At 74.1% G+C, this 23,889-nt stretch carries 23 protein-coding genes; 11 read left to right on the plus strand and 12 right to left on the minus strand.

Annotated features, from left to right (window positions below; translation table 11 throughout):
- Window positions 1-20: 20 nt before the first annotated feature.
- Window positions 21-926 (minus strand): SDR family oxidoreductase, encoded by a 906-nt coding sequence (locus WA788_RS21430; RefSeq protein WP_335979725.1) that lies wholly within the window; start codon window positions 924-926, stop codon window positions 21-23.
- The gene (locus WA788_RS21435) at window positions 926-1,363 is read right to left on the minus strand and encodes a nuclear transport factor 2 family protein (protein WP_335979727.1); all 438 of its coding nucleotides are present in this window, start codon (window positions 1,361-1,363) and stop codon (window positions 926-928) included. Before WA788_RS21435 ends, WA788_RS21430 begins: the two co-directional genes overlap by 1 nt.
- A 26-nt stretch (window positions 1,364-1,389) precedes the next feature.
- Here WA788_RS21435 and WA788_RS21440 point away from each other — a divergent pair, with 26 nt between their 5' ends.
- Entirely contained in the window at window positions 1,390-2,043 is a 654-nt protein-coding gene (locus WA788_RS21440) for a TetR/AcrR family transcriptional regulator (protein WP_335979728.1), read from the plus strand.
- A 99-nt stretch (window positions 2,044-2,142) separates the two neighbouring features.
- On the opposite strand, the gene WA788_RS21445 is transcribed toward WA788_RS21440, so the two are convergent.
- On the minus strand, window positions 2,143-2,904 hold the full coding sequence (locus WA788_RS21445) for an SDR family oxidoreductase (RefSeq protein WP_335979732.1): 762 nt from the start codon (window positions 2,902-2,904) through the stop codon (window positions 2,143-2,145).
- A 101-nt stretch (window positions 2,905-3,005) separates the two neighbouring features.
- On the opposite strand from WA788_RS21445, the gene WA788_RS21450 reads away from it, so the two are divergent.
- Window positions 3,006-3,869 carry an MmyB family transcriptional regulator gene (locus tag WA788_RS21450; protein WP_335979734.1) on the plus strand — a complete coding sequence of 288 codons (864 nt, stop codon included), beginning with the start codon at window positions 3,006-3,008 and terminating at the stop codon, window positions 3,867-3,869.
- A gap of 71 nt (window positions 3,870-3,940) precedes the next feature.
- Here the strand turns inward: WA788_RS21450 and WA788_RS21455 are convergent, their stop codons facing one another.
- Window positions 3,941-4,567, minus strand: a complete 627-nt coding sequence (locus WA788_RS21455; protein ID WP_335979736.1) for a TetR/AcrR family transcriptional regulator — start codon at window positions 4,565-4,567, stop codon at window positions 3,941-3,943.
- A gap of 133 nt (window positions 4,568-4,700) precedes the next feature.
- On the opposite strand from WA788_RS21455, the gene WA788_RS21460 reads away from it, so the two are divergent.
- Window positions 4,701-6,158, plus strand: coding sequence for an amidase (locus WA788_RS21460; RefSeq protein ID WP_335979738.1), 1,458 nt, complete (start codon window positions 4,701-4,703; stop codon window positions 6,156-6,158).
- A 9-nt stretch (window positions 6,159-6,167) separates the two neighbouring features.
- On the opposite strand, the gene WA788_RS21465 is transcribed toward WA788_RS21460, so the two are convergent.
- Window positions 6,168-6,683, minus strand: a complete 516-nt coding sequence (locus WA788_RS21465) for a hypothetical protein (RefSeq protein WP_335979741.1) — start codon at window positions 6,681-6,683, stop codon at window positions 6,168-6,170.
- A 479-nt stretch (window positions 6,684-7,162) separates the two neighbouring features.
- On the opposite strand from WA788_RS21465, the gene WA788_RS21470 reads away from it, so the two are divergent.
- Entirely contained in the window at window positions 7,163-7,582 is a 420-nt protein-coding gene (locus WA788_RS21470) for a pyridoxamine 5'-phosphate oxidase family protein (protein ID WP_335979857.1), read from the plus strand.
- 54 nt (window positions 7,583-7,636) lie between these two features.
- On the opposite strand, the gene asnB is transcribed toward WA788_RS21470, so the two are convergent.
- Together asnB and WA788_RS21480 are read right to left on the minus strand one after the other, a co-directional pair.
- The gene (asnB, locus tag WA788_RS21475) at window positions 7,637-9,478 is read right to left on the minus strand and encodes an asparagine synthase (glutamine-hydrolyzing) (RefSeq protein WP_335979742.1); all 1,842 of its coding nucleotides are present in this window, start codon (window positions 9,476-9,478) and stop codon (window positions 7,637-7,639) included.
- A gap of 457 nt (window positions 9,479-9,935) precedes the next feature.
- Entirely contained in the window at window positions 9,936-10,607 is a 672-nt protein-coding gene (locus WA788_RS21480) for a GntR family transcriptional regulator (RefSeq protein WP_443034075.1), read from the minus strand.
- A 213-nt stretch (window positions 10,608-10,820) separates the two neighbouring features.
- Between WA788_RS21480 and WA788_RS21485 the strand changes: the two genes are divergently transcribed.
- The gene (locus WA788_RS21485; RefSeq protein WP_335979743.1) at window positions 10,821-11,642 is read left to right on the plus strand and encodes a (2Fe-2S)-binding protein; all 822 of its coding nucleotides are present in this window, start codon (window positions 10,821-10,823) and stop codon (window positions 11,640-11,642) included.
- 180 nt (window positions 11,643-11,822) lie between these two features.
- A complete protein-coding gene (locus WA788_RS21490; protein WP_335979745.1) occupies window positions 11,823-12,953 on the plus strand; it encodes a DUF2637 domain-containing protein in 1,131 nt (376 codons plus the stop codon).
- A gap of 186 nt (window positions 12,954-13,139) precedes the next feature.
- Here WA788_RS21490 and WA788_RS21495 read toward each other — a convergent pair whose 3' ends face one another.
- The 3 genes from WA788_RS21495 to WA788_RS21505 all read right to left on the minus strand — a co-directional run bounded on the left by WA788_RS21495 (window position 13,140) and on the right by WA788_RS21505 (window position 17,750).
- Entirely contained in the window at window positions 13,140-13,625 is a 486-nt protein-coding gene (locus WA788_RS21495; protein WP_335979747.1) for an ATP-binding protein, read from the minus strand.
- Between the two features lie 144 nt (window positions 13,626-13,769).
- Window positions 13,770-15,512 (minus strand): pyruvate dehydrogenase, encoded by a 1,743-nt coding sequence (locus tag WA788_RS21500; RefSeq protein ID WP_335979749.1) that lies wholly within the window; start codon window positions 15,510-15,512, stop codon window positions 13,770-13,772.
- Between the two features lie 27 nt (window positions 15,513-15,539).
- Window positions 15,540-17,750 (minus strand): protein phosphatase 2C domain-containing protein, encoded by a 2,211-nt coding sequence (locus WA788_RS21505; protein ID WP_335979751.1) that lies wholly within the window; start codon window positions 17,748-17,750, stop codon window positions 15,540-15,542.
- A 272-nt stretch (window positions 17,751-18,022) separates the two neighbouring features.
- On the opposite strand from WA788_RS21505, the gene WA788_RS21510 reads away from it, so the two are divergent.
- Entirely contained in the window at window positions 18,023-19,009 is a 987-nt protein-coding gene (locus WA788_RS21510) for a helix-turn-helix domain-containing protein (protein ID WP_335979754.1), read from the plus strand.
- 237 nt (window positions 19,010-19,246) lie between these two features.
- Entirely contained in the window at window positions 19,247-19,729 is a 483-nt protein-coding gene (locus WA788_RS21515) for a DUF456 domain-containing protein (RefSeq protein WP_335979755.1), read from the plus strand.
- A gap of 86 nt (window positions 19,730-19,815) precedes the next feature.
- Here the strand turns inward: WA788_RS21515 and WA788_RS21520 are convergent, their stop codons facing one another.
- Window positions 19,816-20,214, minus strand: a complete 399-nt coding sequence (locus WA788_RS21520) for a PPOX class F420-dependent oxidoreductase (protein ID WP_335979757.1) — start codon at window positions 20,212-20,214, stop codon at window positions 19,816-19,818.
- Between the two features lie 256 nt (window positions 20,215-20,470).
- On the opposite strand from WA788_RS21520, the gene WA788_RS21525 reads away from it, so the two are divergent.
- On the plus strand, window positions 20,471-21,550 hold the full coding sequence (locus tag WA788_RS21525; protein ID WP_335979758.1) for a LacI family DNA-binding transcriptional regulator: 1,080 nt from the start codon (window positions 20,471-20,473) through the stop codon (window positions 21,548-21,550).
- A 185-nt stretch (window positions 21,551-21,735) separates the two neighbouring features.
- Window positions 21,736-21,867 carry a hypothetical protein gene (locus tag WA788_RS21530; RefSeq protein WP_335979760.1) on the plus strand — a complete coding sequence of 44 codons (132 nt, stop codon included), beginning with the start codon at window positions 21,736-21,738 and terminating at the stop codon, window positions 21,865-21,867.
- 25 nt (window positions 21,868-21,892) lie between these two features.
- Here WA788_RS21530 and rsgA read toward each other — a convergent pair whose 3' ends face one another.
- Window positions 21,893-22,972, minus strand: a complete 1,080-nt coding sequence (rsgA, locus tag WA788_RS21535; protein WP_335979762.1) for a ribosome small subunit-dependent GTPase A — start codon at window positions 22,970-22,972, stop codon at window positions 21,893-21,895.
- A 505-nt stretch (window positions 22,973-23,477) separates the two neighbouring features.
- Between rsgA and WA788_RS21540 the strand changes: the two genes are divergently transcribed.
- Complete coding sequence (locus WA788_RS21540) at window positions 23,478-23,804, plus strand: DAK2 domain-containing protein (RefSeq protein WP_335979862.1); 327 nt, start codon at window positions 23,478-23,480, stop codon at window positions 23,802-23,804.
- Window positions 23,805-23,889: the final 85 nt, after the last annotated feature.

A 23,889-nucleotide genomic window follows, 5' to 3' on the forward strand; every position in this document is an offset into this window, starting at 1 on the left:
GCGGGGGCCGCGCGGGGCGTTTACGTCGCGCCGTAGTTCGGGCGGGCGATGTCCGCGAGGAGGCCGGGGCCTTGGGGGTGCCAGCCGAGGCGTTCGCGGGTGAGGGCGCTGGAGGCGGGAGCGTCGGACTGTACGAAGTGGACGTGGGCGCCGAAGTGTTGGGCGGCGGCCTCGGGGGGGAGGCTGCGGACGGGGATGCCCAGGCGGCGGCCGATCACCTCGGCGATGGCCTTGACGGGTACGCCCTCCTCGGCGACGGCGTGGTAACGGGCGCCCGGCTCGCCCTGTTCGGCGGCCCGTTCGAAGGCGAGCCGGTAGACGCGGGCGGCGTCGACGTTGTGCACGGCCGCCCATCGGTTGAGGCCGTCGCCGACGTACGCGGAGACGCCGGTGCGTTCGGCGATGGCGGTGAACTGCGGGATGGTGAAGCGGTCGCCGTCGCCGTGGACGCACGGCAGGCGTACGACGCAGGTGCGTACGCCGGACGCGGCCAGCGCCGCCGCGGTGGCTTCGGCGGTGCGGCCGAGGGGGGACGCGCCGGGCGGGCGTACGTCGTTCTCGGTGGCCAGGGTGCCGGGGGCGAGGAAGGCGAACCCGGCCGTGACGGCCAGCGGTCGGCCGCTGCCGGCGAGCACGCCCCCGATCGCCTCCAACGCGGCTTGCTCCGTACGGCTGTTGTCGGCGAAACGGGCGAGGTCGGAGTTGTCGAAGGCGGTGTGGATGACGCCGTCGGTGCGGGCGGCCGCATCGCGCAGGGCGTCGAGGTCCTCCAGCGAGCCGCGGTGCGGGGTGGCGCCGGCGGCTGCCAGGCGTGCGGCGGAGGCGTCGGAGCGGGCGAGCCCGAGGACGTCGTGCCCGGCGGCGAGCAGGTCCCGTACGAGCGCGGCGCCGATGAAGCCGGTGCCGCCGGTGACGAAGACGCGCATCAGTCCTCCTCGGTGCGCGGGCGGCGCGGGCCCATGTAGTCGCGCAGCCGCGTGATCCGGCCGTCGGCGCCGCGGGTGACGACCCAGACGTAGCGGAGGTCGAACGGGGCGCCGGAGGCGGCGTCCTGGTGGTGGCCCTCGGCCTCGATGACGACGGTCCCGTCCGCCGCTTCGTGGACCCGTACGTCGGTGAGGGCGCCGAAGCGGATACGGCCGGAGAGCCCAGCGACGAAGGTCGCGATCTCCGCCCTGCCCTCGAGGCGCTGCGGCGCGCCCGGCGCCGCGAACGGGAACTCGTGGACGGCGTCCTCGGCGAACACGTCCGTCCAGGCGGCGGTGTCGCCGGAAGCCAGGCCCAGCAGGGCGGCGGCCAGCCACGGGGGCAGGTCGTCGTCCTGCTGGGAACTGTTCTCCGGGGTCTGCACAGGGGTCTCCACGGGAGCCTCCACTACAATTACGGACTGTGAGTCCCAAACACCGTAGCACCGTTTCGGACTGCCAGTCCGAAACGGAGACGACGAAGGCGTCGACGACGGCGGCCCGGCGGCCCGGGCGGCCCGCGTTCCCCCGTGAACTCGTCCTCGAGGCCGCCGCCGCGCTGTTCGCCGACACCGACGCGCCCAGGTCCGTCTCCATGGACGACATCGCCGCGGCGGCGGGCGTCGGCAAGGGCACCCTCTTCCGCGCGTTCGGCAGCCGCGACGGCCTGCTCGACGCGCTCTTCGCCGCGCACGCGGCACCCCTGCGGGCCGCGCTCGAACAGCCCGACCCGCCCCTCGGCTCCGCCGCGCCCCCGCTGACCCGCGTCCTCGCCCTGTTCGACGAACTGGTCACCTTCAAACTCACCCACCGCCACCTCACCGCCGCCCGCGAACTCAGCGGCGCCGGGCTCCTGCGCGCCCCCCACTACGTCTGGACGCACGACGTCCTGCGCGCGCTCATCGCCCGCACCGACTCCCCCGCCGCCGCCTCACCCGCCTACACCGCCCACGTCCTCCTCGGCGCCGTGCGCGCCGACCTCGTGGACGAACTCCTCGCCTCCGGCCGCACCCCCGACGACATCCGCCACGACGTCGCCGCCCTCGTCCGGACCGTCCTCGCCGCCCCGCCCCACTGAGCACGGCGGGGCGGGGCGGCCGGGTGCGCCGCAGGCGGGCGCACCCGTCAGGCGCGGTCCGTCGGATGCTCCCCGGCCCGTCGGATGGTCCGCGGACCGTCAGATGGTCTGGCCGACGGGGCGGATCGTGACCGTGTTGAGGTCGACGCCCGCCGGCTGGTCGAGCGCGAAGCCGATCGCCTCGGCCACCGCCTCCGGGCCCATCGCGACGGGCGGCGCCCCGCCCTCCCAGAACGCGGTGTCGATCAGGCCGGGGTTGACGAGCGTGACACCGATGCCGCGGGTCGTGACGTGCAGGCGGAGGTTCTCGGCGAGGCCGACCACGGCCCACTTCGTGGCGGAGTAGAGATTGCCCGGGCTGTTCTTGACGCCCACCACGCTGCCCAGGAGCACCACCCGGCCGTGGGACCGTTCGAGGTGGGGCAGGGCCGCCTTGGCCAGCAGTGCCGGGCCGAGCACATTGGCGAGCACCATCGGCGCCCACAGCTCCGGGTCGCCGTCGTCGAAGACGCTGTCGCTGTCCGCGCGGAAGTGGTCCGCGGACGCGTAGCCCGCGTTCGCGACCGCCGCGTCGAGTGCCCCGAAGCGGTCCACCGTGGCGGCGACCGCCGCGTTCGTGGCGTCCCAGTCGGCGGCCTCGGCCACCAGGCCCAGGACGCGGTCGGCGTGGCCGACCTCGTCGAGGAAGGACTCGAGCCGGCCGGGGTCGCGCCCGGTGACGGCGACCTGGTGGCCGCGCCCGAGCAGGAGGCGGGCGGTCGCGGCGCCGATCCCGCTGGTGCCGCCGGTGATCAGGACCGTCTTCCCGGTGGCCGGCGAGGCGCCGGAGCCGGTACGCGTGTCGTGGGGTGAGGTGTTCATGGCCTCCACTCTGCGGGGCGGCGCGGGCCCGCGACAGTTGCTCCGGAAGGTGGGGACGGCATCCCCTGGCACGGAGGGCGCCGCTCGGGGAGGCTGGGACCATGTCGACCACGAGGTACGCCGAGCTCGGGGACTTCCTGCGTTCGCGGCGCGAGCGCATCCGCCCCGAGGACGTCGGGCTCGTGCCCGGGCCGCGGCGCCGCGTTCCCGGTCTGCGGCGCGGCGAGGTGGCCGTGCTGGCGGGCGCCTCGGTGGAGTACTACACCGAGCTCGAACGCGGCGCCGGCTCGCAGCCCTCCGACCAGATGCTCGCCGCCCTCGCCCGCGCCCTGCGCCTGAGCCACGACGAACGCGACCACCTGTACCGGCTGGCGAACCGCCCGCTCCCGGACCAGGGCGGCACGGCGTCGCACGTCCACCCCGCGCTGCTCGACCTGCTGACGCGCATCGACCGGACCCCGGCGATGGTCTGCACCGACCTGCACGCCGTGCTGGTGCAGAACCCGCTGTGCGTGGCGATGCTCGGCGACCTGTCCACCCGCCCCGGCCGTGCGGGCAGCTTCATCCACCGGTGGTTCGCCGACCCGGCCGCGCGGCAGGTCTACCCGCCCGAGGACCTCGCCGCGCAGTCGCGCTCGTTCGTCGCGGACCTGCGCGCGGCGGTCGGACGGCGCAGCCCCGGGGACGCCGAGGCGGCCAGGCTGCTGGCCGAACTGCGGCAGCTGTCACCGGAGTTCGAGGCGATGTGGGCCGAGCAGGACGTGGAGGTGCGCAGGGACGAGCGGAAACGGATCGTCCACCCCACCGTCGGCATGCTCGACCTGCACTGCCTCAGCCTCTTCAGCGAGGACGGCCGGCAGCGGCTGCTCTGGTTCGCCCCGCGCGCCGGGACCGACACCGCGGAGAAGCTCGCGCTGCTGACGGTCGTGGGCACCCAGGCGATGTACACGGAACCGGGCCGGTGAACCGGCTGAGTGGATAAACCGGCTGGGCCGACAAGCCGGCGAACCGGCGGTGTCCTCGGCCGCGCCGACCGTCAGCCGGTGACCGGCCCGGACGCGCCGGCGGGGGCCCGGTGCCGGTCCACGATCCCCTCGACGATCCGCATCAGGCGGTCCCCCACCTGGTCGACGCTGCCGTTCTGCGTGCTGACCTGCGCGCCTTCGAGGACGAAGGTGATCTCGGCCGCGGCCTGCTCGGGGTCGGGCAGCCCCGCCTCGGCGCACATGCCGACCAGCCTGCGCATCTGGTCGGCCTTGTGCTTCTCGATCACCTGGCGTGCGGGATGGGAGCGGTCGGGCAGTTCGGCGAGGGAGTTGATGAACGGGCAGCCCCGGTGCGAGATGCCGGGCAGCCCCTCGGCGATGAAGCGGGCCAGCCCCAGGATCTGCTCCCCGGGCCGGCCGGGGTGTTCCGTCTCGACCCGGTCGAAGGCCGCCTGGTAGTCCGCGGCGACGATCCGCATCCACTCCGCGACCAGCGCGTCCTTGGTCTCGAAGTGCCGGTAGATCGCCATCTTGGTGGTCTCGGCCTTCTCGGCGATCGCCTGGACGCCCACCCGCCGGATTCCCTCGCGCTGGAACAGTTCCTCCGCCGCGTCGAGGATGCGCTCGCGAGGAGGCAGCTTCGCCACCCTGCCCGGTCTGCTGGTGGTCGATGCCATGACTGCTCCGTGACGTCCGGTCGGTGCCGCGGGGCCCCTGTCCCGCCGCTCCTACGGTACCAGCCCGTGCCATTTGATACCGTACGGTATCGTCAGAGACTCAGCAGTATCGTTCTTCCTGGTGGGAGTGGCAGTGAAAGTGACCGAGTACGTGGACTTCGACGCGGTCGGGCTGGCGGAGCTGGTGGCCGAAGGCGAGGTGACCCGCGCCGAACTGGAGGCCGCCGCACGCGAGGCCGCACAGGCGGTCAACCCGCGGATCAACGCCATCGTGGAGACCTGGCCGACCGACGACGAGCCCGAGCCCGAGCCCGGCGGCGCCCCGCTGGCGGGGGTCCCGTTCCTGATCAAGGACATCGGGGTCACCATGGCCGGGCGGCGCACGGAGCTCGGCAGCCGCCTCGCGGCCGGCAACGTCGCCCGCGCCGACTCCGCCGTGATGCGGCGCCTGCGGCGCGCCGGCCTCGTGACGTTCGGGCGTACCGCGACACCGGAGCTGGCCTACAGCATCACGACGGAGTCCGTGCTGTACGGCGCGACCCGCAACCCGTGGAGCCTGGAGCGGAGCGCGGGCGGGTCCAGCGGGGGCGCGGCGGCGGCCGTCGCCGCCGGGGTGGTCCCGATCGCGCACGGCACCGACGCCGCCGGCTCGCTGCGGGTGCCCGCCGCCCACAACGGCCTGTTCGGGTTGAAGCCCAGCCGTGGCCGCGTCTCCATGGGCCCCGACTTCGACGAGCTGTTCAGCGGACTGGCCGTGCACGGCAGCGTCAGCCGCACCGTACGCGACAGCGCGGCTCTGCTCGACGCGATCCGCGGCCCGGAACCGGGCGATCCCTACTTCGCGCCGCAGCCGTCCCGGCCGTACGCCGAGGAAGTCACCCGCCCTCCGGGCTCGTTGCGGATCGGCGTCCTCGCCCAGGCGTGGGGCAGGCGCCGCACCACCGCACCGGTGGCCGACGCCCTCTCCCGCACGGTACGGCTGCTGGAATCGCTCGGCCACCAGGTCGAGGAGGTCGAGGTCGGCCTCGGGGCCGCCTGGGAGGAGTACGTCCTGGCCAACGCCCGTCTGCACACGGCGAACCTCGCGGCCACGGTCGACGGTCTGGCCGCCGCCTTCGGCCGGCCCGTCGACTCCTCCACCCTCGAACCGGTGACCCTTGCCGGCTACCGCTACGGGCAGCAGGTCAGCGGCGCACAGTTCGTCACCGCGCTCACGATGCGAAACCAGGTCGCCCGGAGCCTGGCGCGGTACTTCGACGCCCACGACATCCTGCTCACCCCGACCCTGCCGGAGCTTCCCGCACCGCTCGGCGCCCTTGCCGAGAGCGCGGAGACGCTGGACGGCCTCGGCTGGATCGACCGCATCTTCGACCGCTCGCCGTTCACCACGCCGTTCAACGCGGCGGGCACGCCCGCCATGTCCGTGCCGGTGACGGCCGACACCGGCACGGGGCTGCCGATCGGCATGCAGTTCGCCGCCGGCTACGGCCAAGAGGGCCGCCTCTTCCGCCTCGCCGGCCAACTCGAACAGGCCGGCCCCTGGACGGGCCGGACTCCCCCGGTGTGGGCCGGGAATCCCCCGGCCCGCTGAGGAGCGCTCCTACCTACCCCGGCGGCGGGAGGCCAGGAAACTGCGGCGGGCGTCGATCACCGGCGCGATGTCCACGAGCCGTTCGAAGGCCAGGTCCCCCATCGGGCCACGCCCGAAGGCCAGCAGGTGAACCCGTCCGGGGTCCGCCCGCAGCAGCCAGGCGCCGCCCGCCGACCGCAGCAGTCTCGCCTCCGCCGGGTGGCCGTCGATGCCGACCGTGATCTCCTCCCCCGGTGTGTCGGGGAACTCGGCGGCAGCGTCGGGCTCGAAGTCCTGCCCGGGCAGGTCCCGCCACGTCGTGATGTGCAGGTGCGGCTGCCCGGTGTCCCAGGAGCCGTAGGCGAGGGTGAGCGATTGCAGCGAGCCGTCGACCGTATGGCCCTCGGCCAGCGTGCAGGGGGCGAGCCACGGGTCCCGTATCCGGTACACCGGCTCCGCACACGCCGCGAACGCCCGTTGCAGTTTCCGGTACCCGGCCTCCTGGAGGGCACGCCCCCGCTCGGGTGAATCCCCGGTCCGTTCCATGCCCCCACCCTTCCAGCCGCCCCAGCCCCGCAACAGCCCCCGTGCGGGCCCGCGTTCGCCCGCGGGGTGCGTCACGACCGGCACCGATAGCCTCGGCTTCACGTGAACCGAGGGGGAAAATGGGCTGGTACGGAGTTCGATCCGTCTACTTCCACGCAGATCTCGGCGCATTCGAGGAGCGCGTCACCATCTGGCGGGCGTCCACTTCGGAGGAGGCCATAGCGCTCGCCGAGGCCGACTCCTCGGAGTATTGCGACGGCCTGGACGGTGTCAGCTACGCGGGATTCTCCGAATCCTTCGCAATGTACGACGTGCCGGAGAACGGCGCCGAAGTGTTCTCCCTCATGCGGCAGAGCGCTCTGCCGGCAGAGGCGTACCTCACCCGCTTCTACGACACCGGCGATGAACGCCGGGCGGGCGGCTCGCCCGAAGGCGGCAGGGCGGACAAGGGAGTTGGCCGGCGGGGGGCGGCGGAGCGGGTGCGCGCGGTGGTGGGGCGGCTTCGGGGCGAGCGGGAGGTGTGGGTGGCGACGGCGCACCCTGAACACGGCCCGCACCAGGTGCCGTTGTGGTTCGTGTGGCACGAGGAGGCGGTGTGGATGTGTACGAGCGCCGCTTCCGCGACCGTACGCAACCTGCGGGCCGAGCCCCGGGTCCGCCTCTCCCTCCCGGACACCGCCGACGTGGTGCTGGTCTCGGGTACGGCCGCGTGCTTCCCGGCCGAGGAGGTGCCCCCGGGCGCGGCCGAGGCGTTCGCCGGGAAGTTCGGGTGGGACCCGCGCGCGGAGGAGGGTGCGTACGTGTACCTGCGGGTGGCGCCGGTGACCGTACGGGCCTGGCGCGGCGAGCCGGAACTGCGCGGGCGCACCGTCATGCGCGACGGCGCCTGGCTGGTGTGAGGCCCGCCGCACCAGGCGCGGGCGGCCGGTGCGGCGGGCCGACTCAGGCGGAGATCAGGTGAGTTTGAGGGTGGGCCGGTAGAGGTCGAGCCACAGCGCCAGGTCGAGGGTGCGTTCGAGGCCGCGGCGGGACGCCTGGGTGATCTGGGGGCTGTCGACGCGGACCGCCTCTTCGAGGACGCTGCGGCTGACGAGTTCGAAGACGGGGTGGCCGGGCTGCGCGAGGATCTCCTTGACGTGCTTCTGGAGGGCGACGGCGTAGGCCGGGTCCTGCGTGGAGGGGTAGGGGCTCTTGACGCGGTCGTAGACCGAGCGCGGCAGCACGTCGGCGGTCGCCTCGCGCAGCAGGCTCTTCTCCCGGCCGTCGAAGGACTTGAGCGCCCAGGGCGCGTTGTAGACGTACTCGACCAGGCGGTGGTCGCAGAAGGGCACGCGCACTTCGAGGCCGACCGCCATGCTGGCGCGGTCCTTGCGGTCGAGCAGAATCCGCACGAAGCGGGTCAGGTGGAGATAGGAGATCGTGCGCATCCGGAACTCGAAGTCGCTCTCACCGGCGAGCCGTTGCACCTCGCCGGAGGCGGTCGCGTAGGAGTCGGCGACGTAGGACGCGAGGTCGAGGCTGTGCTTGAGGTCGTCGCGGAGGATCGCCTCGTCGTCGCCGAAGTGCCGGCCGAAGTTCTCCAGCCAGGGGAACGTGCGGCCCTTGCGGGCCTCGGGGTCGAAGAACTGGAGGTAGCCGCCGAACACCTCGTCGGCCGACTCCCCCGACAGCGCCACCGTGGAGTGCCCGCGGATCGCCTTGAAGAGCAGGTAGAGCGAGGCGTCCAGGTCGCCGAAGCCCGCCGGCAGGTCCCTGGCCGCGATCACCTTCGAGCGCACCTCGGGGTCGGCGAGCTGGTCGGAGTCGAGCACGATGTCCTGGTGCTCGGTGCCGGAGGTGCGGGCGACGTCATGGACGAACGGCGTGTCGGGGGTGCCGCGCAGCTCGTCGGCGACGAAGTTCTCGGCCTGCCCGACGAAGTCGACCGCGAAGCTCCGTACGGTCTCGCCGGTGCGGCCGAGCTGCTGCGCGGCCAGCGCGGTCATCGCGGAGGAGTCCAGGCCGCCGGACAGCAGCGTGCAGCGCGGCACGTCGGCCACGAGCTGGCGCCGCACGATGTCGTCGAGCAGGGTGCGGACGTGGCGGATCGTGGCCTGCTGGTCGTCGGTGTGCGGGCGGGTCTCCAGCCGCCAGTACGCGTTTGTGCGGATGCCGGAGCGGTCGACGGTCACCACGGTGCCGGGTTCGACCTCGTGCATGCCGTCCCAGAAGCCGTGCCCGGGGGTCTTGACCATGACGAGCAGTTCGCGCAGCCCGTCGAGGGTGACGGTCCGCTCGGCGAGCGGGTTGGCCAGGATCGCCTTGGGCTCGGAGCCGAACAGCACGCCGTCGGCGGTCGGGTAGTAGTAGAAGGGCTTGATGCCCATCCGGTCGCGGATCATCACGAGCTTCTGCTCGCGGTCGTCCCAGATGGCGAACGCGTACATGCCGTTGAGCCGCTCGGCGACGGCCGCGCCCCACTCCAGGTAGCCGTGCAGCACCACCTCGGTGTCGGAGTCGGTGGTGAACCGGTGGCCACGGCCGGCCAGTTCGGCGCGCAGCTCGGTGAAGTTGTACGCCTCGCCGGAGTAGACCATGGCCACGGTGCCGCCGGGGGTCTCGACGCTCATCGGCTGGCGGCCGCCGGGCAGGTCGATGATGGCGAGCCTGCGGTGGCCCAGCGCCGCCGGGCCGCTGATCCAGGTGCCCCGGTCGTCCGGGCCCCGGCAGGACATCGTCTCGGTCATCGCGTCGACCGTCCGCCGTTCCCCGGCCAGGTCCCGCTGGTAGGCAATCCATCCGGTGATGCCGCACATGCGCTTCTCCGTCCACTCGGCACACGCAACGCGCCCGCAACACAGATTCATGTGTATTGAGCACCTAAACGGATGGTCGATCCGCCGTGGGCCGCCCGTCAACGGCCACCAGACGATAGGTGTATGCAGTAAGCAACTTTCGGTCATCATGCGACTGGCCTGCATGAACGGGCCCTAGGCGGCGCAGTGTTCACACTCCGCCGAGGCTATGGGCACGACTTTGCCGAGCGTTGGGGCAAGCGCCGCGGAACAGCGGAGGGACAGATTCCGCCGCGGGCTTCGTATCCGGACGTATACGACCCGCTCCTCCGCCGGCGGCCGGCGCGGTACTCGCGGGCAGCCCCGGCCGGGCCCCGGCTGAACGGCCGAATACCTCCCGCCCCGCTTCCGGCCACCTGGCCGGTTCCCCCGCACCACGGACCGGTCGGGCCCCGCGGCCACGCCTCCGCCGGAAGCCCTATGCCCCCGGCCCGAAGTGCCGCCGCACCGCGTCCTCCACCCGCTCCGCCCCGCCGGAGGCGACCGCGTCGAGCAGCGCACCGTGCTCCGCGGCGTCGGCGGCCAGCCGCTCCCGTACGGCGAGCGCGCTCCCCTCGCGCCAGACCGCGGCCGCGGGCCACTGCGTACGGCAGTGCAGCTCGTCCGCCACGGCGACCAGGTGCCGGTTGCCGGCCAGCCCCAGCACCGCGCGGTGGAAGGCGCGGTCCGCCTCCGCGTACGCCCCGACGTCGCCGCACGCCGCCCGCGCCGCCGCCTCGTCCGCCAGCGGCCGCAGCTGCTCCCAGCGGGCGGGCGGAACCGTGCGGGCCAGCCCGAGCACCACGGGGACGTCGAGCAGCGCCCGCACCTGCGCCAGCTCGGCGAGGTCGCGCGCGGTGTACTCCGCGACGCGGAACCCGCGGTTGGGCAGCACCTCGACGGCGCCCTCGCGGGACAGCGCCTGCATCGCCTCGCGGACGGGGGTCGCGGAGACGCCGTACCGCTCGGCGAGCGCCGGCGCGGAGTGCACGGAGCCCGGTGCGAGGTGCCCGGAGACGATCGCGGCGCGCAGCCCGTCGAGCACCTGGTCCCGTACGGACAGCCGCTCGGGACCGCGGGCGGGCGGCACCATCGGCGCGGCGTGCTCCACCGTGTCCCGCTCCTTCCTCCCCCGCGGGTCCCCACGGCGGCACCGCCCCGGAAAAACACCTGAACCCGGCCGGAGACGTCCGACCACTGCCCTGCGGAAACCCTCTGACCTGCACCGTTACGGTCCAGCTGCCGTGTGCGCCGGCGCACTCACCCGTCCGGCGTACGGCCGCTAGCGTAAACCCTTCCGGGGGTGGTTAAGGTAAGCCTTACCATGCTTGCGACGAGCGCTTCCTACGCCCGGCTGTCCGCGGTCTTCCCGCAACTGCGGATCACCGCCGCCCCGCCGCCCACCGGCGCGGGCTGGATCGGCGCGCGCGACCTCGCCGACGGCGGCGCCGCACTCGACGCTTTCGTGACGAGGACCACAGCGGAGTCGGCCCACCACCGGCCGCGCCCGCCGCGCCCCGACGTCGCGGCGACCCTCGCGCTGCACCGCTACCTGTGGCCGGCCTGCCTGCTCTTCACGGTGCCGTGGTTCCTGCACGGCCGGGTGCCGCGCCTGCCGGTCGACGACGTGGCCTTCCACCCCGCCTCGGGCCGGATCACCGTACGGACCCGGTCGTTCAGCTGCCTGCCGGACGACCCGGTCGCGGCGCTGCCCGGCGCGCGCCCCGCGCCGCACGCCGCCGCGCTGCGCGACGAGCTGCGGGCGGCGGTCGCCGAACACGTCGAGCCGGTGCTCGCGGGCTTCGGGCCGCTGCTGCGGCGCGGCCGACACGCCCTGTGGGGCATGGTCACCGACGAGATCACCGAAGGGCTGTGGTACGTCGGGCGGCTGTTCGACCAGGAGGAGCGCGCGGTGGCCGAACTGGCCGCGCTGCTGCCGGGCGACACCCGCCCGTTCGCCGGCGGCGCGAGCTTCCGTCCGGCCACGGAAACTGACGTCCCGTCAGTCGTCGGCGGATGTTCGACCGCCTCGCGCACCCGCCTCACCTGCTGCCTTTACTACACCATCAGCCCCGCGGACACCTGCACCACCTGTCCGCGGCGGCAGACCGGCGCCCGTCTCGACCGCCGCGCGTCCGCGGTCTGACCTTCCGCGCTACGATCACGCTCAACTAAGCCGTTCTGGCACGTGAGTTCGAGTACCCGGGGACCCGTACGCGTGCTCTTGTGCCGTAAGGTCTGCACCCATCCGGACTCTGCACGATGATGTCGGTCGTAAGCAGCCCCAACGGCCCGAGCGCGACGGAAGCGACACGAGGAATCGCATATGAGAATCACGGACATATCGCTGGACTGGATGATCTCGGCCGGTATCGGCCTGGTCGTCCTCGCGGCTTGCGTCTTCGTCTTCCGCAACCGCCGCACGTCCGGTGACAGCGCCGCCCAGGGCGACTCCTGGGAGCGCAGCGAGGAGCGCCGCCGCCGCAAGGAAGCGGTGTACGGCAGCGCCTCGTACGTGTTGCTGTTCTGCTGCGCCGCGGTGGCCGCCGCGCTGTCCTTCCACGGCCTGGTCGGCTTCGGGCGGCAGAACCTCGGCCTGACCAACGGCTGGGAGTACCTGGTGCCGTTCGGGCTCGACGGCGCGGCGATGTTCTGCTCGGTGCTGGCGGTCCGCGAGGCCAGCCACGGCGACGCGGCGCTCGGCTCGCGCCTGCTGGTGTGGATGTTCGCCGGCGCCGCGGCCTGGTTCAACTGGGTGCACGCCCCGCGCGGGGTGGAGCACGCCGGCGCACCGCAGTTCTTCGCCGGGATGTCGCTGTCGGCCGCGGTGCTCTTCGACCGCGCGCTGAAGCAGACCCGCCGGGCGGCGCTGCGCGAACAGGGCCTGGTGCCGCGGCCGTTGCCGCAGATCCGGATGGTGCGGTGGCTGCGCGCCCCGCGCGAGACCTACGGTGCCTGGTCGCTGATGCTGCTGGAGGGCGTGCGCTCGCTGGACGAGGCGGTCGAGGAGGTCCGCGAGGACAAGCGGCAGCGCGAGCAGACGGAGATACGGCGCCGCGAGCACGACCGGATGGAGCGCGCGAAGATCAAGGCGCTCACCCGACAGGGGCGGCCGTGGCCGCGCGGTGGCCGGGGCGGCCGCCAGGTCGAGTTGCCCGCGACAGGCGCGGCGGGTACCGGCCAGGCCGCTTCGGAGCCTGCCATAGGCCCCTCGATGGAGCTGCCGTCCGGCGAACTGCCGGTGCGGGCGCGCCCGGCACTCCAGCCGGTGCGCGAAAACACGGCGGCTCCCGCCAACTCGGCAGCGGAGCAGCCCGCTTCGTCCTCCGCCGAGCCGTCGGCGACGGGGTCGGGTCCGGCGCCGATCGACCTGATCGCCGAGGACGACACGCTGACCCTGCCGCGGTTGGACTCGTTGGAGCGCAAACTCCAGGACCTGGAGCGGCAGTTCGGCTGATCCCGGCAGCGGTCCGGGCCGGTCGAGTTGTACGGTCCGGCTGGTCCGGGTGCAACGTGCGACATGCGGCGGCGTGGCTGCCGGGCGGACAGCGGTCCGCCCGCGGCCACGCCGTTCGTGTACGCGCCCCCGGGCGTGCGGCGCGCCGTACGATCCGTGGCCGCCCTGCGCCGGTGGCGGCAGCAACTACGCTGCCTCTGACCGCAGTTCGAACCAGACCTCCTTCCCGCCCGCCGCGCACGGCCGCACTCCCCAGTCGTCGGCGAGCGCCTCGACCAGCAGCAGGCCGCGCCCCGAAGTGCCCTGGTCGTCGGGCCGTTCGGCGTCCCAGTGCCGCGGGCGCGGCAGGCGGGCGACGGTGTCGCGGACCTCGATCCGCAGCCGCTGCCCGGGAGCGCCGGCCGGGGTCTCCTGCGGCGTGAGCGTCGCGGTCAGCACGGCGCCCCCGCAGGTGTGCTGGAGTGCGTTGGTGAGGAGTTCGCTGGCCAGTAGTTCCGTCGTGTCCACCAGTGCGGCGGCGCCCCACTTCCGCAGGTTGTCCCGAAGGACCCTGCGGGTCTCGGCGACCGCGGGCAGATCAGCCCGCCGTACCGCGCGCCGCAACCGGTACCCCGTGATGTTCGTCCTGCTTCCCCCGTTCGGCCCGGTCTTCGTTCCCCTGTCGATAGGCATTCCCCCCAGGGATGCGTCCACTCATCCGATGCCTGCGCGCGGCCCGTCCACCCCCGTGCGACCGGACCTCCGGCGGACCGGACCACCCGATCAGCCGACACCCGGCGCAGGAGCGGCGCGCGGCGGCCAGGGGCGCGAAGTCGGTTACGGGCGCGGCACGTTGCGCAGGTTCGCCCGGGCGAGCTGGACCATCTTGCCGACGCCGCCGTCCAGCACGGTCCGGCCCATCGACAGCGCGAACCCGCCGATCTGCTCACCGGTGATCTTCGGCGGGATGGACAGCGCGTGCGGGTCGGTCACCACGTCGACCAGCGCCGGACCCTTGTGCCGGAAGGCGTCCTTCAGGGCGCCGCGCAGGTCCTTCGGCCGCTCCACCCGCACCCCGAAGGCGCCCGCGGCCTGGGCGATCGCGGCGAAGTCCGGGTTGCGGTTGGCGGTGCCGTACGCGGGCAGGCCCTCGACCATCATCTCCAGCTCCACCATGCCGAGCGAGGAGTTGTCGAAGAGCACCACCTTCACCGGCAGGTCGTGCTGCACCAGGGTGAGGAAGTCGCCCATCAGCATGCTGAACCCGCCGTCGCCCGACATCGAGACGACCTGCCGCCCGCGGTCCAGGAACTGCGCGCCGATCGCCTGCGGCAGCGCGTTGGCCATCGACCCGTGGGAGAACGAACCGATCACCCGCCGCCTGCCGTTGGGCGTCAGGTAGCGCGCCGCCCACACGTTGCACATCCCGGTGTCCACGGTGAACACCGCGTCGTCGGCGGCCACTTCGTCCAGCACCGAGGCGACGTACTCCGGGTGGATCGGCACGTGCCGGTCCACCTTGCGGGTGTACGCCTTGACGGCGCCCTCCAGCGCGTCGCTGTGCTTCTTCAACATCCGGTCCAGGAAGGCCCGGTCGGTCTTCTCCCGCACCTTCGGCAGCAGGCAGCGCAGCGTCTCCCCCGCGTCGCCCCACACCGCCAGGTCCAGCTTCGAGCGCCGCCCCAGGTGTTCGGGCCGCACATCGACCTGCACGAGGGTCACGTCGTCGGGCAGGAACGCGTTGTACGGGAAGTCGGTGCCCAGCAGGATCAGCAGGTCGCACTCGTGCATGGCGTCGTACGCGGCGCCGTAGCCGAGCAGTCCGCTCATACCGACGTCGAAGGGGTTGTCGTACTGAATCCACTCCTTGCCGCGCAGCGCGTGCCCCACCGGGGACTTGATCTTCTGCGCGAGCGCCATCACCTCGTCGTGGGCGCCCGCGGTGCCGCTGCCGCAGAAGAGGGTGACCCGCCGGGCGCCGTCCACCAGCCGGGCCAGCGCGTCGATCTCGGCGTCCCCCGGGCGGATCGCGGGGCGGCGGGTGACCAGCGCGTGCTCCTCGGTGCGCTGCGGCGCCTGGTGGGCCGCGATGTCGCCGGGCAGGCTGATCACCGACACCCCGCCCTGGCCCACCGCGTGCTGGATGGCGGTCTGGAGCACCCGCGGCATCTGGGCGGCGTTGGAGACCAGCTCGCTGTAGTGGCTGCACTCCTGGAAGATCCGGTCGGGGTGCGTCTCCTGGAAGTAGGTGGTGCCGATCTCGCTGCTCGGGATGTGCGAGGCGAGCGCCAGCACCGGCGCCATCGAGCGGTGCGCGTCGTACAGGCCGTTGATCAGGTGCAGGTTGCCCGGGCCGCAGGAGCCCGCGCAGGCCGCCAGCCGCCCGGTGAGCTGGGCCTCCGCGCCCGCCGCGAAGGCCGCGGTCTCCTCGTGCCGCACATGCACCCACTCCACGGCGCGGTTGCGGCGCACCGCGTCCACCACGGGGTTGAGGCTGTCGCCTACCACCCCGTACAGCCGCCGCACCCCCGCCCGCGCGAGGATGTCGACGAACTGCTCGGCCACCGTCTGCTTCGCCATGCCCCCATCACCCCACGGATGGGGCGATCACGCATCCCAGACGGTCACCACCGTACGGTCGTCGGCATAGCCCTTGACCCGGGTCTGGGCGTCGGCGAGATAGGCCGCCAGGCCCGGCGGGCGGCCCTGGCCCCAGCGTCCGGCGAGGTGGTCGGCGAGCCCGGGTTCGCCGCGCAGCGGCTCGGCCAGCCCGGCGCTGCACATCACCAGCGCGTCACCCGGCTGGGCGACAGCGGCCCGGAACCGGAACGGCGCCGACGCCTCGTCCGGCGCACGGTCCAGGTCCTGCCAGGCACCCTCGCGGATACGGAACAGGCCGCCCTCGCCCACCCCGAAGAACAGCCGGATACGGCACTCGGGGTCGACCGGCAGCAGCAGGCAGCGCACCGACGCGGTGTACGCGCCCTCGTCCAGGCCCAGGTCCTCGCCGCGGGCGCGCAGCCGGCCGTAGCAGCGGTCGGTCAGCCGGTGCAGGCCGGACTTCAGCGAGCCGCGGCGCGCGGCGCGGATGTCGTCGGCCAGCCGGGCCCGGCTGCGGCCGACCGCGCCCGCGATCCACCGCACCGCGTCCTGCGCGGCCCGGTGCGCGTCATCGGCGCCGCGCGCGCCGCTCGCCATCGCCACCAGCAGCAGCGCCCCGTCGCCCGTGCCGAACCGCGCGGTCAGCAGCGCGTCGCGGCGCGGCTCGCCCCGGTAGCGGGCGGAGTCGCCGCGCACCGCGGCGCTCCGCAGCGTCAGCACGCCGTACGCCGCGCCGTCCAGCACGGTGTCGGGCACCAGCGCGTCCAGCCCGTCCGGGTCCGCCTCGGGCCACGCGGTCGGCTCGGCACCGTACGTCGGCGGGCCGCCACCGACCACGCCCACCTCGGTGGCCGCGTCCACCACCTGCACGGGCGCGGCCGCGGGCACCCACCCCGGCGGCAGCTCCGGCGCCCACCGGACCTCGCCTTCCCCGAACGCGGTGTCGCCTGCGGCGCCGGCAACGGGCGCTTCCGGGGCGGGTGTCGGCGGCGCGACGGGGGCGGGTTCGGCGGCTGGTCCGGGCGTTTCGGGTACGGGCGGCGGCTCCTCCGCCGGCTGCGCCTGCCCCTCGGGCAGCTGCGGCTCCTGCAGCTGGGGGCGGTGCGCGGCCGGGTCCGGCACGAGGTCCGCGTACGGCGACGGCAAAGCGGGCGCCTCGGCCGGGCGGGCGTCAACCGGGGCAGGAGGCGCGTCAACCGGCGCGCCGGGTACGTGCGTTGACGCCTCCTCCGGCTGCGCCTGCCCCTCCGGCTGCCCCGGCTCCTGCGGCTCGGGGCGGTGCGCCGCCGGGTCCGGCACGAGATCCGCGTACGGCGACGGCGACGCGGGCGCCTCGGCCGGGCGGGCGTCAACGGACTCGTCCCGCAACGGAGTTGAGGTGCCTGCGGCCGGGTCGTCGACCAGGTCCACGTACGGCGGCGGCGCGGCGGGCGGCTCCGGTTCCGGGGTCGGTTCGGGGGTCGGTTCGGGCGCCGGGGGCTGCTGGGACGACCAGTCCTCGGCCGGGGGCGGCGCGGTGGGCGCGGACGGAGCGGGAGGCGGCGCCGCCGCGCGGCGCGGGGTGACCCAGGCGTCCCACGGCGTGGCGGGCGGCGGGGCGTACGCGTCGGAGGCCCGGGGGTCGGGTGCGTGCGGCGGTTCGGGGGCGGGCTCAGCCGCCGGTTCGGGTACGGGCCCGGGTGCGGGCCCCGGCGCGGGCTCGGCCTCGTAGGCGGGCTCGGGTGCGTACGCCGCAGCCGCGCGCGGGTCCGGCGCGAAACCCGGCCGCGGCGGCAACTCCGGTGCGGCCGACGCCCGTTCCTCCACCTCTTCCGGAGCCGACTCGGGGTCGGGTGTCGGCTCGGGCGCCGGCTGCGGCGCCTGCGGGGGCGCCTGCGGGGGCTCCGCGAAAGTCGGCGCGGCCGCCCACGGGTCCCACGGCGGGGCCGGCGGCACCGCGGGCGCCTCCTGGCGCGGCGCCGGCGGCATCGGCGGCGGGACCACCGGACGGTTCGGCCGCGGCCAGGACGACGGCGGGGGCGGCGGCGTCGGGCGCCGCAGCCGCAGCGTCTCGGTCGGGGGCGGCGGAGGTGGCGTCATCGCGTTCAGCGCCGAGTCGAAGTGCGCGTCGAGGGAGTCGTTCCCGGCGCCCGATGCCCCGGCGGCGGCCCCCTCGTCGTACAACTGCCGCCACCAGTCGTCCTCTTGGCTGCCGCGTGCGTCGCCCTGCTGGCTCATGCGCCTATTGTCCACCGCCGGGCGGACCGGGAAACGCGAAACGCCGGGTCGGCCCGGCCCCCTCCGTCAGGGCCGTCCCGGCGTACCACCGCTCGCACATGCCCCCCGGGTATGACATCCGCTGCGATGTGGATCACAGTGGCAGAAGGCGCCCGGTGGAGGCGAAAATAGGGGCGGCGGGAAACCGCCGCGGCTCGTTCCCGCCATGCCGTCGTCAACGCCGGTGTCGCGTACCGGTATCGCGAAGCCGCCCATCCCGAGGGGGGCCTTCGTTGCTCGGTGCCATCGGCCTCGACGAGGCACAGGAGTCGGCCTACCGCGCCCTGGTCGCGCTCGGCGCCGCCGAACTCGGCCAGCTGGCCGACCGGTTGTCCGTCACGGAGCAGGAGGCGGCGCGGCTGCTGCGCCGGCTGGAGGGGCACGGCCTGGTCGCCCGGTCCTCCGCCCGGCCCGGCCGCTGGGTGGTCGCGCCGCCCGCGGTCGCGCTGTCCGCGCTGCTGGCCAGCCGCCGGCACGCCCTGGAGCAGGCGGAGTCGGCGGCGGCCGTGCTCGCCGCCGAGTTCCGCGCCGAGGCGGCCGAACCGGCCGTGCACGACCTGGTCGAAGTGGTCACCGGCAAGGAGGCGGTGGCGCGGCGCTTCCGCCAACTCCAGCTCGGCGCCGAGTCGGAGGTGTGCGCGCTGGTCACCGGCCGGCCCGTCGCGGTCGACGGCGCCGACAACGACGCGGAGGCCGACGCCGCGCGCCGCGGGGTGGCGTACCGCGTCGTCCTGGAGCGGGACGCGGTCACCGGGCAGCACGGGCTCGCCGAGCTGGCCGCGGCCCTGGACCGCGACGAGCAGGTGCGGGTGGCGCCGCGGGTGCCGACCAAGCTCATGCTGGCCGACCGGACGCTGGCGATGGTGCCGCTGGGCCACCGCTCGGAGCCGGCCGCGCTGGTGGTGCACGCCAGCGGCCTGCTGGAGGCGCTCACCGAGCTGTTCGAGGGGGTCTGGCGGCAGGCCATGCCGCTGCGCCTGGAGCCCGGCGGCCAGGTCACCGAGGACGGCGGGGAGCAGCCCGACCGCACCGACCTGCGCATCCTGTCGCTGCTGCTGGCCGGCCTGACCGACGCCTCCACCGCCAAGCAGCTCGAACTCGGGCTGCGCACGGTCCAGCGGCGGGTGAAGCGGCTGATGGAGATCGCCGGGGTGCGCACCCGCCTCCAGCTCGGCTGGCACGCGTACGAGCGCGGCTGGATCGCCCGCGACCCCGCGTAGCCGCGCCCCCGCGGCCGTCGGCCGGGCGTAACGGTTCTCCGGCCGCCGGTCGGCTCCCGCGCCGTACGGGGCCGCGCCCGCGCCGTACGACGCCGCTCCCCTGTCCGTACGACGCCGAGAGCGCGCCACCCGCCCGGCCGGTGACGCATCCGCCCGGGGGACGCGATCCGGTAACACCACCGCCTCCGGCGCGTCGCCATGCGGCGGACGCGCCCGGATTCGGGCAGGCTGGCTCTCATGGGGACCGCACAGGTGTGCCTGATCGGCGCGGTGATGCTGCTCGGCGTCGTGGGCGTGTCGGCCCCCGGCGTACCCGGGACGCTGCTGTGCTGGGCCGCGGTGCTGTGGTGGGCCACCTCGGAGCACACCACGCTGACCTGGGGCGTTCTCGCCGGTGCGACCGGGCTGCTGGCGGTGGCGCAGGTGGTGCTGTGGCTGATGCCGTCCCGCCGTATCCGCGACTCGGGCGTCACCTGGCGCACGGTGATGATCGCGAGCGGGGTGGCCACCGCGGGGTTCTTCCTGGTCCCCGTGCTGGGCGCGCCGCTGGGCTTCACCGGGGCCGTCTACGTCCACGAGCGGGCCCGGATCGGCGGCCACCGCGCCGCGTGGAGCGCGACCCGCCGGGTGATGCGGACGGTCGGCGGGTCGGTGCTGGTCGAGCTGATGGCGTGCCTGATCGTGACGGGTGCGTGGGTGGGCGCGGTGGTCGCGGGGTAGCGCGCCCTCGGCTCCCCCGGGCTCCCGTCGCCGGCTCTCCGAGCCCTGACCCGCGGCCCCCGCCCCCGCGCCCCCTGCCGTACGGCTCAGACCGCGGGGCCCTCGACGCCCCAGCTGATGATCTTGCGCGGGTGGATGCGGATCAGCTCGGGGCTCATGTGCTCGCCGTACCCGTGCGGGCCCTCGACCTGCTCGGCGGTGCCGCGGATCTCGACCCCGCGGGCGGTGCGCGGGTCGCCCGGCCGGGACATGTCGTCCACGACGAGCGAGACGTTCGGGTTGACCGCGACATTGCGCCACTTGCGGGTGGTGCCCATCGCGAATCCGCCGATGTCCACGGCGCCGTCCGCCCGCAGGAAGAAGCCCACCGGGTTCGTCTGCGGGCGTCCCTGCGCGTCCACCGTGGCCAGCCGGGCGAGGAACTGCCCCCGCAGGTACTCCAGCTCGGCCTCGTTCAGTTCGGTCCGTGCGGTCCTGGTCGTCATACGGCCATCCTCCCGCCGTACGCGCGCCGGGGCATCCGCCGCGCGACCGTAAGGGGCTCCGTCGAACGGGCTCCGTCGAACGGGCTCCGTCGCAGGGCCCCCGCCCGGGGTCCGCCCGGGGTCCGGTGCCCCCGGCCCGGGGCCGACCTGGGTACGGACGAAGAGAGCGCTCTCATACGGCGCCGGCGACCCGATACGCTGTCGGTACCGAACCGGTCCCGAAGTTTTCGTTATCCGTGCGCGAAGGAGCCCTCCGTTGTCCGACCCGAGCTTCGCGCACCGCCCCACCCTGGAGGCCGTGGCCGCACGGGCCGGGGTGTCCAGGGCAACCGCTTCCCGCGTGGTCAACGGCAGCGAGGGGGTGCGCGCGCCGCTGGCCGAGCGGGTGCGCCGAGCCGTCGAGGAGCTGGGCTACGTCCCCAACCAGGCCGCCCGCGCGCTGGTCACCCGGCGCAACGACGCGATCGCGGTGGTCGTGGCCGAGCCGGAGACCCGTTTCTTCGCCGATCCGTTCTTCGCCCAGCAGGTGCGCGGCATCAGCAAGGAACTCACCGCGCACGACAACCAGTTGGTGCTGCTGCTCACCGAGGGCGCCGCCGACCACGAGCGGGTGGGCCGCTATCTGGGCGGCGGCCACGTCGACGGCGCGCTGATCTTCTCGCTGCACGACGACGACACGCTGCCCGCGCTGGCCCGCCGGGCCGGGGTGCCGACCGTGATCGGCGGCCGCCCGGACTGGTCCGACAGCGACACGCTCTACGTCGACTGCGACAACCGCGGCGGCGCGCGCGAGGCGGTACGCCATCTGCTGGACCTGGGCCGCCGGCGGATCGGCCACATCGCCGGGCCGCTGGACCAGACCTCCTCGGTGGACCGGCTGGACGGCTTCCGCGACGCGCTGCCCGGTGTGGACCCGCGGCTGATCGTGGAGGGCGACTTCACACCGGACGGCGGCGCCCGGGCGATGGCGCGGCTGCTGGACGACTTCCCGGACCTGGACGGGGTGTTCGCGGCGTCCGACGTGATGGCCTCGGGCGCGCTGCGGATGCTGCGGAACCGGGGGGTGCGGGTGCCGGAGGACGTGGCGGTGGTCGGCTTCGACGACATCGTGTCGGTCGCGGACTGGACCGACCCGCCGCTGACCACGATCCGGCAGGACATCGAGGAGATGGGCCGGATGATGGCGCGGTTGCTGCTGCGGCGGATCGAGGCGGGGGCGGGGCCGGGGGCGGGGCCGGTGTCGGGGGGTTCCGCCGGCGGGTCGGCGCAGGCGGGCGGCCTGGCGCTGTCGTCGATCGTGACGCGGACGCAGTTGGTGGTGCGGGCGTCGGCCTGACGGGCCTGCCGCCGTACGCCTTTTGTCCTACTGACGGACTGTCGTATTCCCACGAGCGAGCCAACGGGGCCGTTCGGACGGCTTGTTGGGAACGGGGTTGAGACCTCCTCACAACGGGAACATCACGATCGGGTAGCGAACGTGACGATGCGGTGAAGGCCGCGCGGATGTGAGGAGGCCGTGGCATGGCCTACAGCGTGATTTCGGGCATCGTGATCGTGGGGCTCGCCATCGCCCTGGTCATCGGGTCCTTCTGGAGCGAGGGCAGTCCGCTGGCTGTCCGGCGCCGCCACGGGAAGGGCGGCGGCGCCGGATGAGGTGACGGCGCGGGCGGTGCGGGGGTCAGTGGACCTCGCCGTGGCGGTGACCGCCGCCTCCGCCCCGCTTGCGCACGTACATCTCCCGGCCGGCGACCGACCGCTGCTTCCACTCGCGGCGCAGTTCGGCGCGCAGCCGCTGGTCGGTGCGGGAGGCGATCCAGGCGTTCTCCCGCAGCAGCTTGCGGTAGCTGTCGAGGCGGCGCTCCGGCAGCGTGCCGTCCTCGAGCGCGGCGAGCACCGCGCAGCCCGGCTCGGTGCGGTGCGAGCAGTCCGGGAAGCGGCACCCCTCGGCCAGCTGCTCGATCTCGGCGAAGACCTGGCCGAGCCCGGTCCCGGCGTCCCACAGGCCGACACCGCGCAGCCCCGGGGTGTCGATGAGCACCCCGCCGCCCGGCAGCGGCACCATGTCCCGGGTGGTCGTGGTGTGGCGGCCCTTGCCGTCGGCGTCCCTGGTGGCCTGCACCTCCTGGACGGACACCCCGGCCAGCGCGTTGGTCAGCGTCGACTTGCCGGCGCCGGACTGGCCGAGCAGCACCGTACTGGCCGCGAACAGCACCTCGCGCAGCTCGTCGAGCCCTTCGCCGCTCTCGGCGCTGGCCACCACCACCCGTACCCCCGGGGCCGCGGCCTCGGCGTCCGCGAGCAGGTGGGTGGTGTCGGGCACCAGGTCGGCCTTGGTGAGCACCACGAGCGGCTGCGCCCCGCTCTCCCAGGCCAGGGAGACGAACCGCTCCAGCCGGCCCAGGTCCAACTCCAGGGCGAGTGAGACGCACACCGCCACGTGGTCCACGTTCGCGGCCAGCACCTGGCCCTCGGACCGCTTGGACGACGTCGACCGTACGAAACGGGAGCGCCGCGGCAGCAACTCCCGTACGAAGCGCGGGTCGTGGCCCGCGGGGTCCACGGCCCCCCAGTCCCCCGTGCACACCACGCGCATCGGGTCCCTGGGCACCACGAACTCGGTGTCGGCCCGCACCACCCCGTCGGGCGTGAAGACGTCACACAGCCCGCGGTCCACCCGCACCACCCGCCCGGGCACCAACCCGCGCTCGGCATACGGCACGAACTCCGCCTCCCACACGTCGTCCCACCCATAGGGCACGAGGGCATGCGAGGAAGCGTCACGAAAAGAAAAAGACAACGGAAACCCTTCGAACAGGGCCCCGGCCTACGCGCCCCCAACAGGCGCGCCGCACAAGCAGGAAGAAGTCAGCCGGAGACCACAGAGGCGAACTGCACGATCAGCCGAATACGGGCAACACCCGCCACAGAAACAGCCATCGGGTCACACCTCCCTGATCACACACACGACCGACGCGGCCACCCCGACAGGCGCCGCTCTCTACCAACCCCCGCACCGTAGCCCCTCCCCCACCGCCCCCGCCACCGAATTACCCGCCCACTCACGCAGCAAGAGCCACCCGCGCCGGTCCCACGCCACCTCCCACAACGAGCACGTCCATACGGGGCCGCCGGCAACCCGCGCCCACACCCGTCGATGAGGGTGCGGTCGCCAGGAGCGGCCATGCCGACGCTGCGGATCGCGGCGGCGTCTCGTACCCGCCGCACGCTGCCTGGCTGCCGCCCAGGACGACGACGAAACCACCATCACCGGGGCCCGCTCCACCGCCGAGATGACCGGCGGCCGCGGCCGCTCCGGCTACCTCGGCCACCGGGTCCTGGGCACCCCCGATCCCGGCGCGATCGGCGCCGCCCTCCTCCTCACCGCGCTGGCCGACGTACACGAACCCCACGTCGCCATCCACCCCCGCCTCCGTCTTGACCGAGGCGGAGGTGGCCACATGCACCAGCCAGCCGTGGCGCCGAGCTGTACACCGCACGTCAAGACGCGCAGGCACGAAGGGGCGGGCAACACGAGTCCTGTAGCCCGCCCCTTCCTACGGCTACGCGGTACCGAAGTCGGCAGCGCCTGAGCGGACCCGATCGATGAACGACGACCAGGCGCTCGGCGCTTTCGCTGTAGCGCTTCCAGGAACTGCGGCGTCCCGTGGGGTGCGA

It is taken from the genome of Streptomyces sp. CA2R106, from assembly GCF_037034245.1.
Taxonomy (GTDB): Bacteria; Actinomycetota; Actinomycetes; order Streptomycetales; family Streptomycetaceae; genus Actinacidiphila.